Below are 17,889 nucleotides of genomic sequence, written 5' to 3' on the forward strand. Positions count from 1 at the left end.
TTTCATTATAGCAAAAAGAAATCCCGCGATGCGCTTTGCACCACGGGCTTTCGCTTGGTTTATTGGACGACCGCAAAATGGCGGTACATTTCGATCACTTGTTCATACCGCTCTTTCGAGAGGACGCGAATTCCTTTCTTCAGCTTTTCTTGCTGACGGCTTTCGAGCTTTTGCACGTCGATTTGGAAAAACGACTGGATGATTTCGCTCGACCGGCCCGGTTTGCCGTTGAAGATAGACAACGTTCCATCGTCCGTAATTCCGAAGTAGCCGTTTGTTTTTAACAACGGCGAAATGTCGTTGATGGTTTTATGAAACACGATCGTCTGATCATCGAGCGTCACGAGTTGCCAACCGCGATATTTTTTCCATATTTCTGTCATCGAATCGACGGTTTCGGTGACTTTCTCTTCGCTCATCTCTCCGTCCAAGTATTGCCGCTCGAGCACAATCGTCATCTTGACCGGTGCGGCGGAGGCCGAATGAACCGGCAACACGATGGCGGCGATCCACAGTATGAGGGAAAGAATTCGCATCGTTTGTTCCTCTCTTCTCGGATGATGGTTCCTTTACGCCACTAGTTTCACCAGCGGACGCCATTTTATTCCTTGATCCATCAGCTTTTTTGCCAAGCAAGCTGCCGCCGATCCAAAAAATGGGGCGAGGATTCAAGCCAACGGCGCTCGATCATCATATTCCATTATGTTCCACGACCTTCGAACGTATGTACAAAAAAAATCCGCCGGCTTCGCCGACGGACGCCGCTACTCCTCAAGCACCGATTCGTCCAAATTATAGTACACTTCTTGGACGTCGTCATCATCTTCAAGCGTATCGATCAACTTCAGCATTTTTTTCAAATCGTCGCCCTCAAGCGTCGTATACGTTTGCGGAATCATCGTAATTTCCGCGCTGGCAAACGTAAATCCTTGCTGTTCCAGCTCATCTTTCACCGTTTCAAACGATTCGGGCGCTGTATAAATTTCGAACGATTCGTCCGTTGTTTCCATCTCCTCGGCGCCCGCTTCAATGGCCAACAGCAGCAATTCATCCTCATCAACGTTGTGCTGTTCGCGGTCAATCACGAGCAGCCCTTTGCGCTCGAACAAATAGGAGACGCAGCCCGTTTCCCCTAAATTGCCGCCGTTTTTCGAAAACGCCGCACGCACGTTGGCGGCGGTGCGGTTTTTATTATCCGTCAGGCAAACGACCATGACGGCAACGCCGCCTGGTCCATATCCTTCGTAGCGAATTTCCTCATAGTTGGTATGTTCTTGGGTTCCAGTTGCTTTTTTAATCGCCCGTTCAATGTTTTCGCTCGGCATGTTGGCCGCTTTCGCCTTCTCAATGACAAGGCGCAGGCTCGGATTGGACGCTGGATCGCCTCCGCCGCTTTTGGCGGCCACATAAATTTCCTTCGCCAGTTTCATGAACAGTTTGCCGCGTTTGGCATCTTGAGCATTTTTCCGCCGTTGGATATTTTTCCACTTCGAATGTCCAGCCATCGACAGTTCTCCTCTCATCGCAACGGAATGTTCCGACTATTACTATAGCAAAAAACGCGGAAATTGTCAGCCAAGCTCCAGCGAAGGAGTCAGTCAAGACTTTGTGGAGAACATTTTTTCGATTCACTACGAGCGTTGTCAATCACTAGTTAGCGAACCATTTTCAGGAATTCATATCGTAAGCGCTTTCGGACTCTCATCCCTCATCTTGAGGCGATGATACGATATTCCATTTTTTTACACCCAACCACCATCCCGGAGCGCCGACAACGCTTGATGGATCGGCGTCCCGGATGACTGTTGCAGACACGGTATATTCTGACGCACCACATCCATCCACAACCGTCCGGCCTTCCGTTTGGCCTGTTCGATCCGCTTGGACTTTGTTGAGGCCGAGACGGCCGACTGGAGCTCTTCTGCCTCCAACGGCCCCTTTCTCCACCGGATCCCGTCGATTCGGGCTGCCATCGCCCTCAGAAACGCCCGAAGCCCTTGGTCTTTCCAGCTGCGGCGGGATTTCACCCGATGCGCAAATCGGCTCATCACACTCTCCGCATGGCCCATCGGACGCATGCCGGTCGTCTCCACCCCTTGCTCCGACAGCCACCCCCGATAGTCCCGGATGCATCCCGGCATCGACTCGATCCGGCGGATCATGGCAGCCAGCTGCTTCTCTTTCGCTTCGTCCTCCAACGTGCCGACCGCGCTGTTCAGCTCCACGAGAAGCCCTTCTTCATCTTGTTTCGCCAGCTTCTTCCGCACCTCCCGCCAACGCGGATGGCCGGACAGACACTGACGCAGCTCCCGCGCCACATGAAATCGATCCAGCTGAAAGCACGCCCGCTTCCCAAAATACTCCCGGCAGGCCGTGATCCACGACGCCGCGTCGCCGTTGATGACCAATAGGTCTTGGCACGGATCATAGGCATATTCCTTCATCAGCCACTCCTCAAACCGTTCCCACACGTCCCCCGTCCCTTCATGGAGGTAGTGGCGCCGGTTCACCAGCTCAAGCTGCGACCCGTTTCGTCTCCATCCCTCGTGAACCGCCAGGATTTTCTCTTCTTTCGCCCGTTTCCCTTTCCCCTGGCGGGAAATAAACAGTCCATCCGCCTCCACAAACAGCACCCGGCCGTGCCGTTTGGAAACAGGGTGATGCAGCGAGACAGGGGCCTCCAGCACCAGTTGGCGAATCGCCTCGTGGCTGAGGACCGCATACCCCACGATCGACTCCAGCGTGCGAGCCGCTTTGCGGTAGGAAGAGCACTCGACGGCCAACTCGACCGCCGTTTCCTCGAGGCAAGGGCTGATCGACTGCGCTCCATCAAAGCCCAGTTCGGCATCCAGCAAGAACGTATACGCCCCCGTTTGTCGATCATAGTAGTAGTTCCGGCGGAACGTCACTTCCCCAAACAGCGTTTGGATCGTAGTCAGCCGTTTGTCTTTCAGCTGATACCGGCGCTTGTCCCGCGCTTCCGCCAGTTGTTGATCGATCTCCTCCAAAAGGGCCGCCAACAAGACAGCGAACACCTTTTGAAGAGTTCTCAACAATTGTTCCTCCAACTCTTTTAATAAAGGCCATTCTGTGGTAAGATGTTTCATGGACTCTCTCCCTCCTGTTTTCGGTTGATGTTGACAATCACCATCATAGCAGGGAGAGAGTCCTTTTTGCATGACATTTGCTTGTTCTACCGCGCTTCGCTTGGTGGCCCCGACGAGCGTCGCGAACAAAAGTTCGCAACCCTCGTCGGGGATCATGTCGAAATGTCACCCACAAATATTTTACTCACACCCAGCGAAGGAGCAGCCATGAAAAAAGGCGCCCCGCTTTTTTGGGACGCCTTTTTCGTTTGTCACCGAGTGTTTTCCGGCCGTTCTTGAATCGTGCCATCGATAAAAATGGTGCGCAAATCACGGCGGATTTCTTCCATATTGATTGGAGTCCCGCGTCGAAGCGCGTTGTCAATCGTGCGGATGCGGTGGTACATGCTCGGATTCGAGGTGACGCGCACCCGCTTGCCGTCCGCGTACGGAGCGACCGCTTGCTCGATTTGCTTCTCAAGCCGCTTGGGATGGCGGTCGTCTGTGGCAATCGCGATGAGCGCCTGATCGCCATACACAACCGCGCGGGCATCGTCGACTCCGTTCACCGCTGCGGCGCGGCGGGAGAGCTTCTCAGCCAAACCGCCGGCATAGCTTCGGTAGTACGACGGGTGCGGATCGACGTTTAGCGAGTGCAAATGCCCATGGTAGTTGTAATCGCTGTCACCGAAATCGACGTCGGGCGGAAGGGCCGGAACGTCCGTGTCAAACCGGGTCGCTGCTGGTCCTCCGAGGCGGCCGCCGTCCGTCAAATAATCGGTGACCGGACCGCGGCGCGCCCATATATAACGGTTGTCATAATTGAGCGCATTCGTCCCGTATCGGCCATAGCGGAAATCGTCGCCTCGCTCCGTCGAGTAAAAACCGATCGGTCTCGCCGCATCATGATAACGCTGCGCCCCTTCCTCATTGGCCCGGTAGTTGGTGCATGAGGCGAGCAATCCGGCGACCGACAACGCGCCGATCCATCTGACCGCGTATCTCAATGGAAAACCCCCCTTGGTTTCCTTCGCCCAAGGCTGGCATGAAGCCAGCCTTACGTTTAGCTTGCGGCAAACGCGGGGGTTTATCGCTGTCAGTTCAACCCAACGAGGTGACAGCTAAAACTTCGGCGGCGCAATCGCCAACTGCCGTTTATGATGCGAACGTTCATGAAGCCGTTCAATAATGTTTCGATCGCGTTCTGGAATATCTTCCCCTTTTAAATATTTATCGATCATTTCATACGTCGTGCCCATTTCGCTTTCATCCGTCTGCCCTTCCCACAGTCCGGCGCTTGGAGCTTTCTTGATAATTTCTTCCGGGACGCCGAGCAGACGGCCCATTTCGCGCACTTCGCCTTTTGTAAAGTGAATGAGCGGCACTAAATCGACTCCACCGTCACCGTATTTCGTAAAGTAGCCCGTATGCCATTCGGCGGCGTTGTCCGTACCGACGACGAGATAGCCGTAATTGTTGGCGACCGCATACAACGTCGTCATGCGCAAACGCGCCCTTGTATTCGCATCGCCGAGGCGCGCGCGCTCTTCGCTCCATTCCCCGATGGCTTTCAGCTCGGCCTCGACCGCGCCAAACAACGTCCGGTGCGCCTCGGTCAAATCGATGACCAAATGCCGGATGCCGCAGCTTTTCACCACTTTCAGCGCATCTTCCATATCTTTCGGATTGCTTTTGCAAGGCATGATCAGCCCCAGCGAATCGTCCGGAAAGGCACGCTTAATCAAATGGGCGACAACCGCCGAGTCGATGCCGCCGCTGATGCCGACGACCGCCCCGTTTAAACCGGCTGATGAGACTTGGTCACGCAACCATTGCACGAGTTTGTCAATTTTTTCTTGCATCCGTCCTCGACTCCTTTTCCAAAGATTCCATTCTTCATTGTAGCATAGCATAAAGGCGGCGGACAAACCGTTCTCTCCGCTTGCGGTCAAACACAAGGGGGCGGCGGCGCGCGGCGGCTGACCGCCATTCGCGAAACACATCAGCCGGAAATAAGAGCGCATGCAAAAACCAGCGTTTTTCCAACCAACGGCGAAGCGGAGCGAAACGGGCGAGTGTTGAATATGACCAACCGATATACGGCAAGAGGCGATTGGCGTATTGGCAATAGTCAAGCCCGGGCGAGGCAAGAGCGGCCGCGTCATAGTCGATGAGGTACATCTGGCCGGTTGTGGTGCGCAAAAAATTATGGGAAGCGACATCACCATGAATGATGGCAGCAGAATCCGCCGTCAACTCTGGAGCATGCTCGCGACACGTTGATAGACAGTAATCCGCCCAGCTCAGCGTAAAGAAAATGTCTTCTTTGTCCATGATCGTTTCAACAACAGGCAAATGTCGGCAAAACTCCTCATAGCGGCGCCGCCATTTGTCATACAGCTGCGCACGCGGCAGCCCCATTGCCTCCTGCTTGCTGCTGGCGATGTTTGCCGTTATGGTATGGTAACGTTCGAGCAAATGAAGTCCGTCAGCGGCGTCAGCCCAAGCGGCAAACGAGATTGGACGCGCTCCGGCCACATATTCCGTCAGCAGCCAATAGCATCCGCCGGCTTCCACCACTCCTCCGCGCCCGACCGGCATAGGGGCCGGCGCGGCGGAAAAACCGGCCTTCCTTAATGCGGCAAGAAGCCAGGCGTGCCGCGCGGCCGCAACGGGAAAGCGATACGCTTTGGCGACAAACATTCCTTGCCGGGCGGCAATGGCGAAGACATGCGGTTTCAATGCCACAACTTGTTGAATCACAAGCCGATATTGGCGGTCAAGAAGAAAAAAGAGACGGCCGGCGGCGTCTCTTTTCACTTGGTTATGGTTCCTCGCCATGCCCGCTCTCCTCATCCGGCGGTTCGCTAAACAAACGGGGGCCGGCAACCGGCGGGGCGGATGATGGCGGGTAGGATGGCGGCGAGTATCCCGCTGGACTTGTCGGATACACGACGCCTGGCCACGGAAGCGGCGGCGCTGACTGCGGCGCATATCCGTATGGAGCCGGCAGGGCGTACCCTCCATAGTACGGGGCGGTGCATAGGCCGGCGCATACCCAAAAGGCGGATAGCCGACAGGCGAAGTGTACGCCGCAGGCGGCGCATAAACTGGCGTTGCAGCGCCGGGCGGTGGGAAAACGCCCCCCGCCGGCGGGGCAAACGGGGCGGCGGCCCCAGGCCCAGAAAACGGCGGTTCTAATGATTCGCTGCTGCTTTCGTGAATGCCGGAAAACGGCGCTGAACCGTTTTCCGGACTTTCGCCGCTTTTTTCAATGGCCGGCGGCGCAGCCGATGGCGGATAAGACGGCGGCATGACCGGAAGCGGCGGCGCGTAAAATCCCGACCAAACTGGCGGCACTGGCGTACATCCTTGGTCAGTTCCAAATGTTGGGGCCGTCGGCGGGGCGACAGGAACATATGGAATGTTCGGCAGCGGCGGCGCGTCTTCGCTCTCAGCCGCCGATTCCCCTTTCCACTCAGCTGGGCTTTCATGATCCTCCTCTTTCATCATGTTGGGCAAAATATTGCTCGGCTTCGGCGGAATCGGCGGCACATTGGCCAGCGATTGAGCGAACGAAAGTTGAGGAGGCGGGACCACCGGCGGAATCGTATGCACAAGCGGCGGCACAGAGGCGCCTTTCGCGTTTGCCCCTTCTTTTGCCTCCGCTTTCGGCGTTTTTGATGCTTCTTGTGCCGTTGCTTTTGGCGCTTTTTTCTCGACAGCTTTTGGCGTTTCGTTCATCGCCGCTTTCGGCGCCTCACCCGCCGGTGCCTTTGGCGCTTCATTGATGGGCGCATTCGGCGTTTCGTTCACCGGTACGTTCGGCGCTTCATTCACCACTGCTTTTGGTGCCGCTTTTGGCGCTTTTTTCTCGACGGCCTTTGGCGCTTCGTTGACCACCGCTTTCGGCGCCTCACCCGCCGGTGCCTTTGGCGCTTCATTGATGGGCGCATTCGGCGTTTCGTTCACCGGTACGTTCGGCGCTTCGTTCACCACTGCTTTTGGTGCCGCTTTTGGCGCTTTTTTCTCGACGGCCTTTGGCGCTTCGTTGACCACCGCTTTCGGCGCCTCACCCGCCGGTTCGTTTACCGCTGCCTCGCCTTCCGGAACAGGGGCGACAGCAGTGTCAAGCTCGGCATCAATGTGGAATGAGACGAACGGTTTCGCCTCCGCGTACGGGTGCTCTTTTACGTGCATTTTTTTGGGTGACACAGGCGCTTTCGTCTCTTTTTTGACCGGCACCCCTGCTGTCGGCACTTTGATTTTCATTCCAGGCATAATCATATTCGGGTCGCTCAAATGCCCATTTATTTTTTTCAATTGTTCAAAATCCACTCCATATTTTTGGGCGATTTTCCAAAGGGTGTCGCCCTTTTGGACAATATGGATTTTCACTCCATTCCCCTCCTAAACCGAGACTGTTTACGCTCGATCGAACCGATGCTTGTTTCCCGTTATCGTCTTTCAACACAATGTATGACGATGATCGTTGATTTATGATAAAAAAATCCCTGACCGAACGAGGATCCCTCCTCGTCAAGCCAGGGAAAAAGCTAGGCAAGCGAAAGCATGCGGTCGAGCGCCTCTTTTGCCTCTGCGGCGATGTCTTTCGGAACGGTGATGCGATTGACGATCGCTCCTTGCTCAAGCGATTCGAGCGCCCAGACGAAATGCGGCAGATCAATTCGATTCATCGTTAAACACGGACACATATATGGGTTGAGGGACACGATCTCTTTGTCTGGATGTTCATGCTTCAGCCGGTTCACCAAATTCATTTCCGTTCCAATCGCCCACTGGGTGCCGGGTGGAGCATTGCGGATCGTTTCAATAATGTATTTTGTCGAACCGGCGTAGTCTGCTTGCTGGACGACCTCCCAGCTGCATTCCGGATGGACGATGACATGGATTCCCGGCTTCATCCGTCGAATATGCTCGATTTGTCGCACGGTGAAGTTTTCATGCACGGAGCAATGTCCTTTCCAAAGAATGACTTTCACCTTGTCGAGATCGTCCGCCCCTTGGAGCGTCTCCTCATGCGGATCCCACACCGCCATCTCGTCAAGACGGATGCCGAGCGCATAGGCCGTATTTCTCCCTAAATGCTGATCCGGCAAAAAGAAAATCCGTTCCTTCCGTGAAAACGCCCAAGCCATCATCTTTTTCGCGTTCGACGAGGTGACGGTCGCTCCGCCATGGCGGCCGACAAACGCTTTAATCGCCGCGGTCGAATTGACGTACACAAGCGGCACGATCGTCTCGCCAAACCGCTCCATAAGCGCCGCCCATGCCCGCTCGACTTGGAAAAGATCGGCCATATCAGCCATTGAACAGCCGGCGCGCAAGTCCGGCAAAATGACCGTTTGGGCGTCGCTCGTTAAAATATCGGCGGTTTCCGCCATAAAATGGACGCCGCAAAACACAATATATTCGGCTTCGCTGTTCTTTGCCGCGAGCTGGGCAAGCTGAAGCGAATCGCCGGTCGCATCGGCGAACTGAATGACCTCATCCTTTTGGTAGTGATGACCCGGGATGAAAAGGCGCCGGCCGAACCGTTCTTTCACCGCGCGGGCGCGTGCTTCGAGCTCGCTTCGTTCCATCGTTTTATACCATTCCGGCATCTCATCCAGCCGTTTCAACTGTTCAAGGACGTTCACGGTTCTCCCCTCCATTATCGCAAATTGAAACTCATATCGAGCGCCGGGGCGGAATGGGTTAAACATCCGAGCGAAATGTAGTCGACTCCGGTCGCGCCGTACGCCACCACATTGGCGAGCGTAATTCCCCCCGACGCTTCCGTGATGATTGGCTTTGGCACAAGCCGGACGAACGCCTGCACCTCATCCGGCGTCCGGTTGTCAAACATAATGACATCCGCCCCGGCTTCGACCGCCTCGAGCACTTCGTCTTCCGTTTCGGTCTCTACTTCGATTTTCACCATATGCCCAAGCCGCTCCCGCACCGTTTTGACGGCGCGGGCGATCGATCCGCAAAAGGCGATATGGTTGTCTTTAATCATGACACCGTCGTACAGACCAAAGCGGTGATTATAGCCGCCGCCGCATGTGACGGCATATTTTTCAAGCATGCGCAGCCCCGGCGTCGTTTTCCGCGTGTCGCAAATGCGTGTGGAGCTATTGCCAAGCAAGTCAACGGCCTGTCGCGTCACGGTGGCAATGCCGCTTAACCGCTGCAGCAAGTTTAAAATGACGCGCTCACCGGACAACAGCGGCCCGACCGGGCCGGATGCGACGGCGATCGTTTCGCCGGCTTTGACCCGTTCGCCGTCCTGTTTCATGATGGTTACTTCGACGCGCGGATCCAGCAGCTGATAGCCCGCCGCAATAATGCCGACGCCGGCCACCACCCCGTCCGCTTTGGCCATAAACATGCCTGATGCCCGTTCATGAGCCGGAAAAATCGTCTCGCTCGTCACATCGCCGTCGCCAATATCTTCAAGAAAAAACTGTCGCAGCAGTTGTTCGAGCTTCAACCGGTTCATCTTTCATCCCTCCGTTTTCTTTGCCGCTTTACCTCCCAGCCCCAAGGCGGGCCCACTCTTCTTTCGTCCGCACGAGGCGCCGCCCCCGCCACTTTGGGCATTCACGCGGAAAATCGCTCCGGTAATGGCCGCCGCGGCTTTCCGTGCGCCCAAGCGCTGATGAAGCGACAAGCCAGCCCACTAGCAACATGTATCCTGTTTCAATCTCCTCTGCCGACAATCGTTCAAGGTCGCCATCCAGCCAATCCGGCAACGAAAACTGTTCCAACCAGTCGACCGCTTCGCGAAGCCGATCGCCGTTGCGGACGATGCCGACAAACGTTGACAGCTGTTCGCGAATGAGCGCCCGCTCTGGCAGCCGTGGTACAATCAAACGACGCGGGCTGGATGAATCCGCTCGGTGCACCGTTTCCGGCCACGCCGCTTGACGGCGGATGGCGCAGGCCGCACGGAATCCAAAGACGATCGCTTCAAGCAACGAGTTGCTTGCGAGCCGGTTGGCGCCGTGCACACCGGTGCACGCCGCTTCCCCGACGGCGTACAAGCCCGGAACCGTCGTCTGTCCCCACTCGTTGACGACAACGCCGCCCATTAAAAAATGGGCGCCCGGCGCGACAGGAAGGCGGCCGGCTTCAAGGTCGACGCCATAAGCCTCACATAGCGCAGCGATCGTCGGAAAGCGGCGGCGGAAGTGGGACACGCGGGAAATATTCAAATAGACGCGGCCGCCGCGATCGAGTTCCGCCGCGATCGCTCGGGCGACGATGTCGCGCGGAGCGAGATCGCGAAGCGGATGGACGCCGTCCATCAGCGGTCTTCCATCTTCCGCCTCAAGCACCGCCCCTTCGCCGCGCACCGCTTCCGAGACGAGCCCGACCGCTTTTCCGCCGGCAACGAGCATCGTCGGATGAAATTGGATAAACTCCATATCCGCCACCGCCGCACCGGCGCGGTACGCCATGGCAATGCCGTCGCCAGTCGCCGTCGGCGCATTGGAAGTGAACGTATACAATCCGGCGCATCCACCGGTCGCCAACACGACGGCCGACGCCGGCCAAATGGACACCGAACCGTCTTCCCGCTTCGTTTTCACCCCGACGCAACGCCCCTCTTCCACAAGCAAATCAATCACCTGCTCGCCTTCTTCCATCCATACGCGTCCCTCGAGCCGCTCAAGCAAAAACGAAACGAGTGCTTTGCCCGTTTGATCGCCGCCGGCGTGCAAAATCCGGCGGTGGCTATGCCCGCCTTCAAGGCCGAAACAAAACCGGCCGCGTTCGTCCCGATCAAACGCCATGCCGGCGTTGATCCATTCTTGCAGCCGCCTCGGCCCTTCGCGGACAAGCCGTTCGACCATTCGTTCATCGTTATGAAAGCAGCCGGCGACCATCGTATCGCGGAAATGAGCGCGCCAATCGTCGCTCTCTGCCAGCGCCGCGGCCACCCCTCCTTGCGCCCGCCATGAATTGCTGTCGGTGCAACGTTTTTTCGTGAATATCATCACATGGTCGAGCTCAGATAAATGATACGCGACCGTTAACGCCGCCAGCCCGCTTCCGACGATAATCACGCCACCTTCCTTCACTCTCGGACGCCCCTTTCTTTTCACCTGTCTTGACACCTATATTTACACATATTTAAACTAATGGCAAGAGGTTTGGCGAAAAAAATGATGCAAAGGCGGGGGAATATGATTTATTTGGATTACGCGGCAACGACGCCAATGTGCCAAGAGGCGATCGCCGCTTACGCTGAAGCGGCGTCCGTTTACTTTGGCAACGAAAGCAGCTTGCATGACATCGGAACGAAAGCGAAACAACTGCTTGCCTTATGCCGGCGCGAACTCGCCGCCATGATTAACGGAGAAGCGGAAGGGATCTATTTCACAAGCGGCGGAACGGAAGCGAACGTGCTCGCGATCCGTTCGCTAGCTGCCGCCTACCGGCATAAGGGAAACCACCTGATCACGACCGAAATCGAGCATGCCTCGCTCCATCACCTGTTCAAACAGCTGGAAACAGAAGGATATACGGTCACGTATTTGCCCGTCGACCGATTCGGGCGCATTCGACTTGCCGATTTGGAGCGGGCGATCACGCCGAAGACAATCCTTGCTTCCATCCAGCACGCCAACTCGGAAATCGGCACGATTCAGCCGCTTGCCGACATCGGCCGCCTCCTGCGGGCGCACGGCGTCCTTTTTCATAGCGACTGCGTGCAAACTTTTGCTAAAATACAGCTAGATGTTCAAGAGATAGGACTAGACAGCCTATCCGTTTCCGCCCATAAAGTGTACGGTCCCAAAGGGGTCGGCGCTGTGTACATCAACCCGCGCCGGCATTGGAAGCCGGTATTCCCGGGAGCGACGCACGAATCAGGCTTTCGGCCGGGAACGATCAACGTACCGGGTATTGCCGCCTTCATTACGGCCGCGCAGCAGCTCCATCGACGAATGGCGGACGAACAGTCGCGTTTGGAACGACTGCGGAATCGGTTGATTCACGCCATCGCCGCCAAACAGCTGCCGGTGGCGGTGGAAGGCCATCCCGATTTCCGTCTTGCCCATATTATCGGTTTGTCCGTCGCTGGGTACGAAGGGCAGCTTGTGATGCTTGAATGCAACCGCGCCGGCATCGCCATTTCCACCGGCAGCGCCTGCCAAGTCGGGCTGCAAGCGCCGTCGCGGACGATGCTCGCCGTCGGGAAAACGCCTGAAGAAGCGAAGCAATTCATCCGCGTCTCATTGGGCGCGGCCACGACCGAAGCGGAGATCGACCAGTTCGTTTCCACATTGGAGCGACTTACATCGGCATGAAAGGAGGAATGGCAGGTGAAAGAGGAAAAGAAAATTTTAGGGGAAAGGCGGCGCCAGCTCATTTTGCAATGGTTGAAAGAAAGCGAAGCGCCGCTCACGGGGGCTGAGCTGGCAGCGAAAACGAACGTCAGCCGCCAAGTGATCGTCCAAGACATTTCACTGTTAAAGGCGCGCAACGAACCAATCATCGCCACAAGCCAAGGCTATTTGTATTTAAAGCCGGCTGAACCGGCCAAAACGTACACGAGGACGGTCGCCTGCTTCCATACGCCAGAACAGACGAAAGAAGAGTTGTATTTGCTCGTGGATTGCGGCGTGACAGTCAAGGACGTCAAAATCGAGCATCCGGTTTACGGCGATTTAACCGCCTCGATCATGGTGAGCAACCGCCTGGAAGTCGACCAATTCATCGCCAAAATCGAGGCGACAAAATCGTCGTATTTGTTGCAGCTGACGGACGGAACCCATTTGCATACGCTGGAAGCCGATTCACCAGTGAAGCTTGACGCCGCCTGCCGCGCCTTGAAACAAGCCGGCTTTCTCATCGAAGCGTAAACTGGACCTGGCCGAACATCGGTTCATTCCCTGCGGAATACTGCGCGGCGGGCCGTCTAAAAAGGAACAGGAGGACGGCAGCAGACCGCCCGCGTGTTTTTGTCTGTGTCAAGCAAAGTAATATGGATAGCTGCCCAACAGCTGCACAGTGCAGCCGAGCGCCTCAATTTCCGCGATCGCCCCCGGGATGAGGACGTCATCCATCGGCGCGTCGATGTCAATAATAAAGAAATAATTTCCAAGGCCCGTTTTCGCTGGGCGCGATTCGATTTTCGTCAAGTTGAGCCGCCGCCAGGCAAACGCTGATAACACTTGATGGAGTGCGCCCGGACGGTCTTGCGGCAGCATGACGACCACGGTCGTCTTGTCGCCAGCATAAAGAGGCGAAGCAGGCGAAAGCGGTTCTTTGCGCCGGCTGACGACAATAAAGCGCGTATGGTTGTAATCGTAATCGTGGACGTTTTCCTGCACGATCACCAGCCCGTATTTTTCCGCCGCCAGCCGGTTGGCGATCGCCGCCGCCGGCAAGTGCGGATGCTCGCTCACAAATTTCGCGGCGGCGCTCGTTGACGTCATCGGCACTTGCTTCGCCCCTTTCAGCACCGTATGCAAAAACTTCCGGCATTGGGCAATGGCATGCGAGTGGGAATACACTTCTTTCACTTCGCGCCAATGCGGGGTGAAATATGGGTGCACCATCAAATGTTGCTCGATCGGCACAACGATTTCGCCGATGATCGGCAACGGCTGTTCGTGAATTAAATAGTCGAGTGTCAAATTGACCGATCCTTCCAAGGCGTTCTCGAGCGGCACCACGGCCGCTTCAATCTCTCCGGCCGCCGCGGCGTCAATGCAATCGGGAATCGTGTCATACGGCTCCCGCGGCTGCGACGGAAAAAGAAGAGCAGCCGCCGCTTCGGTGAACGTCGCCTTCGGTCCTAAATAACCGATTTTCATCTCGTTTGCCTCTCCCTTGCTTTAATACACTCCCGAACCGACAATTTCCACTTTTTCGACAAATTCGAGCTGTTTGAGCTTAGCGAGGAGCTCATCAATCTCCTCGTTCATATCGTTTGTGCTGACCGACAGCGTCACGTTCGCCCTCCCTTGAAGCGGAATCGTTTGATGGATGGTCAGCACGTTGCAGCCGGCCGCCGCCACAACGCCAAGCAGCTGTGACAACGTTCCGGAGCGGTCTTCTAAATGGAAAAAGAGCGTGACGATGTTTTCTTTCGTCACCGCTTGGAACGGAAAAATGGCATCGCGGTATTTGTAAAACACACCGCGGCTGATGTTGGCGAGCTGCGCCGCCTCGGCGACCGAGGCGGCTTTTTTCCGCTCAAGCAGCTGTTTCGCGAGCACGACTTTCTTCATCGCTTCCGGCAGGACGTCTTCGCGCACCAAATAAAATTTTTTCTCCACCGCATCTTCCCCCGCTCTATTCATCCCAGTCGTCGACAAACTCGAACTCGTAATCAAGCAACCGGATCGTGTCTCCGTCTTTCGCGCCGCGCTCGCGCAGCGCATCATCCACCCCCATCGCCTTCAGCTGGCGGGCGAAGCGGCGCACCGATTCTTCGCGCGAGAAATCCGTCATCTTAAACAACTTTTCAATTTTGTCGCCCGCCAAAATGAATGCTCCGTCGCTGGCGCGGGTGATCGTAAACGGCGGCTCCTCTTTTTCATATTTGTACACGACGCGCTGCACGGCCGGATCTTCCCGTTCATGAAGCGGGAATTCCGGCGTCGTTTCCAACAGGTCGGCGATGGCAAACAACAGCTCGCGCACTCCTTGTCTTGTCGCTGCAGAAATTGGAAAGACCGGCACCGCATCGCCGACTTTCTCTTTGAAGCGGCGCAAATTTTCTTCGGCGTTCGGCATGTCCATTTTATTGGCGGCAACAATTTGCGGCCGCTCGGTCAAGCGCAAATTGTACTGTTTCAGCTCTTCGTTGATGACGAGATAATCGTTGTACGGATCGCGCCCTTCGACCGCCGCCATGTCGATGACATGGACGATGACACGCGTCCGTTCAATATGGCGCAAAAACTGATGCCCGAGCCCGACCCCTTGATGGGCCCCTTCAATCAATCCCGGCAAGTCGGCCATCACAAAACTGCGCCCGTCTTCCGTTTCGACAACGCCCAAGTTCGGAACGAGCGTCGTAAAATGGTACTCGGCGATTTTCGGACGGGCTGCGGAGACGACCGACAGCAGCGTCGATTTGCCGACGCTTGGAAACCCGACCAGCCCGACGTCAGCGAGAAGCTTCAGCTCTAAAATGATGTTGCGCTCTTCGCCCGGTTCGCCGTTTTCCGCAATTTCCGGCGCTGGGTTGGACGCCGTCGCAAATCGGGTGTTGCCGCGCCCGCCGCGCCCGCCTTTGGCAACGACAAATCGCTGCCCCGCCTCGGTCAAATCGGCGAGCACTTCGTTCGTATCCGCATCGATGACAACGGTGCCTGGGGGCACTTTGACAATCAAGTCTTCCGCATTTTTGCCATGCTGGTTTTTCGACATGCCGTTTTCGCCGCGCGGCGCTTTAAAATGGCGCTGGTAGCGGAAATCCATCAACGTCCGCAGCCCTTCATCAACGACAAAGACGACATCGCCGCCTTTGCCGCCGTCTCCGCCGGCCGGCCCGCCTTTTGGGACGTATTTTTCCCGGCGGAACGCGACCATGCCGTTGCCGCCGTCCCCGCCTTTCACATAAATTTTCACCTGATCAACAAACATGGCTGTTCCTCCGATTCGCTTCCATCATGGTATCATGGCGAAATGAGTATGACTAATACTTATTATTGTATACAGAGTCGATTCCATGATGTCAATATGTACGCAAGCACCGGCCGTCTGCGGGCTGGCGGGACGGCTCAAGCCCAGCCGCCGCTTTTCGGTCCGATTGGATCGATTCGTTCGCACCTCTTAGGGCAAAATAAGCTTTGCCTTCCATTTTCCTTCGTCCAACCAATGGTCAAGATTCCGCCGCCAAAAGCTCAAGCTCCACCGTCAATTCGCCCTCGCCAACGGCAAACGACGCGAGCCGAAGCGGCGGTGATGGTTCGCAGCGCTTAAGCCAAGTGCGAATGGCTTCGCCGTCTCGAAACGTGCCGCAATAATCCAAAAACAGCGCCGCCCGTCGGTCGGACAGCTCAATGGACAAACATAAATGGTTTTCTGTCCGCTCATCGGATTGCGCTTCAAGCAGGTGAAAAAATTGGCGGCACCATTCAGTCAGCTGCTCATCGCACCGCGACCAATCGGCTTCGCCGTCCGTGATTTCATACTCAAGAAAAAGCGGGCGCGGCTCCCAGTTATAGGTCATGACAAGCTCAGCGAACTGCTCGGCTTTCAAGTTCGTCAACCGTGTTTCCTGATGCATCTCGGCGATCATGTCTTCAATGATTTCCTGCACCCGTTCGATTTTATTGAGCGCCAAATGCCCTTTGATGAGCTGGATTTTGTTCAGCCAGTCATGGCGGGCATGGCGCATCACCTCAACGACAGTCCATCGCTTCTCCATCCAACGCTCCCCTATCCACTAAGCGTAGGCTCCCTGCCTCGCTTGGACTTCCGCCTCCATGGGGGAGGCATGTACTTTTACTATAACATTTTTTGACATTGAACGGGAACGATTTTTCTACGCCAAAAAGAAAAAACTCTAACCGAACGGTTAGAGTTTTTTCACATCGATTACGCTTCTTGGCTGACCGGGTAGACGCTGACGCGTTTGCGGTCGCGGCCGAGCCGCTCGAAGCGGACGATGCCGTCGATTTTCGCATACAGCGTATCGTCGCCGCCGCGGCCGACGTTCAAGCCCGGATGGACTTTCGTTCCGCGTTGACGGTACAAAATCGAACCGCTGGTGACGAATTGACCGTCAGCCCGTTTTGCGCCAAGACGTTTCGCGATCGAGTCGCGGCCGTTTTTCGTCGAACCGACCCCTTTTTTCGAAGCAAAAAATTGCAGGTCAAGTCTCAGCATGGCAGTCACCTCCCGCTAGATGGATGTCACGCGGATAAATGTTCCGTAATCGCGTTCGATCGTCTTTAGCGAAACGACCATCGCTTCCAACAACAACTGCACTTTCTCTGCCGCCGCTTCTTCCAGCTTTGGAAGCTCGCAGCGGAGATAGCCGCCGTCTTTGCCGAGCGAAACATGCGGGCTTACGCCAATAAGTGTCTCGATGGCGTTGATCGTGCCGAACGAGACCGCCGAAGCGCCGGCGCATACAATGTCCTGCCCGCGTTTCGCAAAATGGGCGTGCCCTTCCATCGTAAACGCGCGGATGCGGCCGTCCGCTTCCCGTTCAATCGTGACGCGGATCATCGTTACGCGTTGATTTTTTCGATGACGACTTTCGTGTACGGCTGACGGTGGCCTTGTTTGCGGCGATAGTTCTTTTTCGCTTTATATTTGAAGACGATAATTTTCTTTTGTCGGCCGTGTTTTTGCACTCTCGCCGTCACGGTTGCGCCTTCGACCGTCGGGTTGCCGATTTTCACCGTTTCCCCGCCGACGAACAGCACTTTGTCAAACGTGACCGTATCGCCTTCATTCGCATCCAATTTTTCGATGTAAATTTCTTGGCCTTCTTCGACTTTCAATTGTTTGCCGCCAGTTTCGATAATTGCGTACATGCATCGCACCTCCTTCATGGACTCAGACTCGCCAGCGCCAAGGCGGCCCAAGACGGAGCGCTTCATCGCCCGCGCTGAGCGGTTGTAGTGCGGGTGCGTCTTTTTGCGACAGCCGCCCTCTTTTGCCCTTGTTGGCAGGACAAAAAGTCTACAACGTCATCTATCGTAACATAGAAACGGCCGGCCGTCAACCGTCATCTTCGTCCCCCGGCGGGCGATGATGAAACGGTGCAAACGACTATATAGATGCCATTTGAAGCTTTCACATTTGCAGCTTTTACCGAGCA

19 protein-coding genes, 1 pseudogene and 1 other annotated feature are annotated in these 17,889 nt (G+C 55.9%); of the genes and pseudogenes, 2 read left to right on the forward strand and 18 right to left on the reverse strand.

Features of this window, described 5'->3' with window-relative positions; all coding sequences use genetic code 11:
- Positions 1 to 59: 59 nt before the first annotated feature.
- The 10 genes and pseudogenes from A0V43_RS10825 to nadB all read right to left on the reverse strand — a co-directional run bounded on the left by A0V43_RS10825 (position 60) and on the right by nadB (position 11,176).
- Positions 60 to 536, reverse strand: a complete 477-nt coding sequence (locus tag A0V43_RS10825) for an intercompartmental signaling factor BofC (RefSeq protein WP_013144630.1) — start codon at positions 534 to 536, stop codon at positions 60 to 62.
- 228 nt (positions 537 to 764) lie between these two features.
- Entirely contained in the window at positions 765 to 1,505 is a 741-nt protein-coding gene (locus A0V43_RS10830; RefSeq protein WP_013144629.1) for a YebC/PmpR family DNA-binding transcriptional regulator, read from the reverse strand.
- A gap of 237 nt (positions 1,506 to 1,742) precedes the next feature.
- A complete protein-coding gene (locus A0V43_RS10835) occupies positions 1,743 to 3,107 on the reverse strand; it encodes an ISLre2 family transposase (protein WP_063193075.1) in 1,365 nt (454 codons plus the stop codon).
- Positions 3,108 to 3,358: 251 nt separating this feature from the next.
- Entirely contained in the window at positions 3,359 to 4,093 is a 735-nt protein-coding gene (locus A0V43_RS10840) for a YhcN/YlaJ family sporulation lipoprotein (RefSeq protein ID WP_013144628.1), read from the reverse strand.
- 114 nt (positions 4,094 to 4,207) lie between these two features.
- Entirely contained in the window at positions 4,208 to 4,948 is a 741-nt protein-coding gene (nadE, locus tag A0V43_RS10845) for an NAD(+) synthase (RefSeq protein WP_013144627.1), read from the reverse strand.
- 34 nt (positions 4,949 to 4,982) lie between these two features.
- Positions 4,983 to 5,927, reverse strand: coding sequence for a phosphotransferase (locus tag A0V43_RS10850; protein ID WP_013144626.1), 945 nt, complete (start codon positions 5,925 to 5,927; stop codon positions 4,983 to 4,985).
- Positions 5,911 to 7,484: pseudogene (gene safA / locus A0V43_RS20845) on the reverse strand (SafA/ExsA family spore coat assembly protein). The gene A0V43_RS10850 and the pseudogene safA overlap by 17 nt, the downstream one beginning before the upstream one ends.
- A 158-nt stretch (positions 7,485 to 7,642) precedes the next feature.
- The gene (gene nadA, locus A0V43_RS10860; RefSeq protein WP_063193076.1) at positions 7,643 to 8,746 is read right to left on the reverse strand and encodes a quinolinate synthase NadA; all 1,104 of its coding nucleotides are present in this window, start codon (positions 8,744 to 8,746) and stop codon (positions 7,643 to 7,645) included.
- Between the two features lie 14 nt (positions 8,747 to 8,760).
- Positions 8,761 to 9,591 (reverse strand): carboxylating nicotinate-nucleotide diphosphorylase, encoded by an 831-nt coding sequence (gene nadC / locus A0V43_RS10865; protein WP_013144623.1) that lies wholly within the window; start codon positions 9,589 to 9,591, stop codon positions 8,761 to 8,763.
- A 28-nt stretch (positions 9,592 to 9,619) separates the two neighbouring features.
- Complete coding sequence (gene nadB, locus A0V43_RS10870) at positions 9,620 to 11,176, reverse strand: L-aspartate oxidase (RefSeq protein WP_063193077.1); 1,557 nt, start codon at positions 11,174 to 11,176, stop codon at positions 9,620 to 9,622.
- A gap of 105 nt (positions 11,177 to 11,281) precedes the next feature.
- Here nadB and A0V43_RS10875 point away from each other — a divergent pair, with 105 nt between their 5' ends.
- Positions 11,282 to 12,406 (forward strand): IscS subfamily cysteine desulfurase, encoded by a 1,125-nt coding sequence (locus A0V43_RS10875; RefSeq protein ID WP_063193078.1) that lies wholly within the window; start codon positions 11,282 to 11,284, stop codon positions 12,404 to 12,406.
- A 15-nt stretch (positions 12,407 to 12,421) separates the two neighbouring features.
- Positions 12,422 to 12,961 carry a transcription repressor NadR gene (locus tag A0V43_RS10880; RefSeq protein ID WP_013144620.1) on the forward strand — a complete coding sequence of 180 codons (540 nt, stop codon included), beginning with the start codon at positions 12,422 to 12,424 and terminating at the stop codon, positions 12,959 to 12,961.
- Positions 12,962 to 13,069: 108 nt separating this feature from the next.
- Here A0V43_RS10880 and pheA read toward each other — a convergent pair whose 3' ends face one another.
- The 8 genes from pheA to rplU form a co-directional block, all read right to left on the reverse strand.
- Positions 13,070 to 13,918: a prephenate dehydratase gene (gene pheA, locus A0V43_RS10885; RefSeq protein WP_011232080.1), complete on the reverse strand. Its 849-nt coding sequence runs from the start codon at positions 13,916 to 13,918 to the stop codon at positions 13,070 to 13,072.
- Between the two features lie 21 nt (positions 13,919 to 13,939).
- Positions 13,940 to 14,383 carry an ACT domain-containing protein gene (locus A0V43_RS10890; RefSeq protein WP_011232081.1) on the reverse strand — a complete coding sequence of 148 codons (444 nt, stop codon included), beginning with the start codon at positions 14,381 to 14,383 and terminating at the stop codon, positions 13,940 to 13,942.
- A gap of 16 nt (positions 14,384 to 14,399) precedes the next feature.
- Positions 14,400 to 15,698, reverse strand: coding sequence for a GTPase ObgE (gene obgE, locus A0V43_RS10895; RefSeq protein ID WP_011232082.1), 1,299 nt, complete (start codon positions 15,696 to 15,698; stop codon positions 14,400 to 14,402).
- Positions 15,699 to 15,789: 91 nt separating this feature from the next.
- Positions 15,790 to 15,915: a hypothetical protein gene (locus tag A0V43_RS20800; protein ID WP_257722289.1), complete on the reverse strand. Its 126-nt coding sequence runs from the start codon at positions 15,913 to 15,915 to the stop codon at positions 15,790 to 15,792.
- A gap of 21 nt (positions 15,916 to 15,936) precedes the next feature.
- Positions 15,937 to 16,485 carry a sporulation initiation phosphotransferase B gene (locus A0V43_RS10900; RefSeq protein WP_015375495.1) on the reverse strand — a complete coding sequence of 183 codons (549 nt, stop codon included), beginning with the start codon at positions 16,483 to 16,485 and terminating at the stop codon, positions 15,937 to 15,939.
- A gap of 170 nt (positions 16,486 to 16,655) precedes the next feature.
- Positions 16,656 to 16,946: a 50S ribosomal protein L27 gene (gene rpmA, locus A0V43_RS10905; protein WP_011232084.1), complete on the reverse strand. Its 291-nt coding sequence runs from the start codon at positions 16,944 to 16,946 to the stop codon at positions 16,656 to 16,658.
- Positions 16,947 to 16,961: 15 nt separating this feature from the next.
- Positions 16,962 to 17,291: a ribosomal-processing cysteine protease Prp gene (locus A0V43_RS10910; protein WP_020756216.1), complete on the reverse strand. Its 330-nt coding sequence runs from the start codon at positions 17,289 to 17,291 to the stop codon at positions 16,962 to 16,964.
- A gap of 2 nt (positions 17,292 to 17,293) precedes the next feature.
- Positions 17,294 to 17,602, reverse strand: a complete 309-nt coding sequence (gene rplU / locus A0V43_RS10915) for a 50S ribosomal protein L21 (RefSeq protein WP_011232086.1) — start codon at positions 17,600 to 17,602, stop codon at positions 17,294 to 17,296.
- A gap of 14 nt (positions 17,603 to 17,616) precedes the next feature.
- Positions 17,617 to 17,696: a sequence feature (ribosomal protein L21 leader region), on the reverse strand.
- Between the last annotated feature and the right edge of the window lie 193 nt (positions 17,697 to 17,889).

The sequence above is a fragment of the Geobacillus sp. JS12 genome, from assembly GCF_001592395.1.
Taxonomy (GTDB): Bacteria; Bacillota; Bacilli; order Bacillales; family Anoxybacillaceae; genus Geobacillus; species Geobacillus zalihae.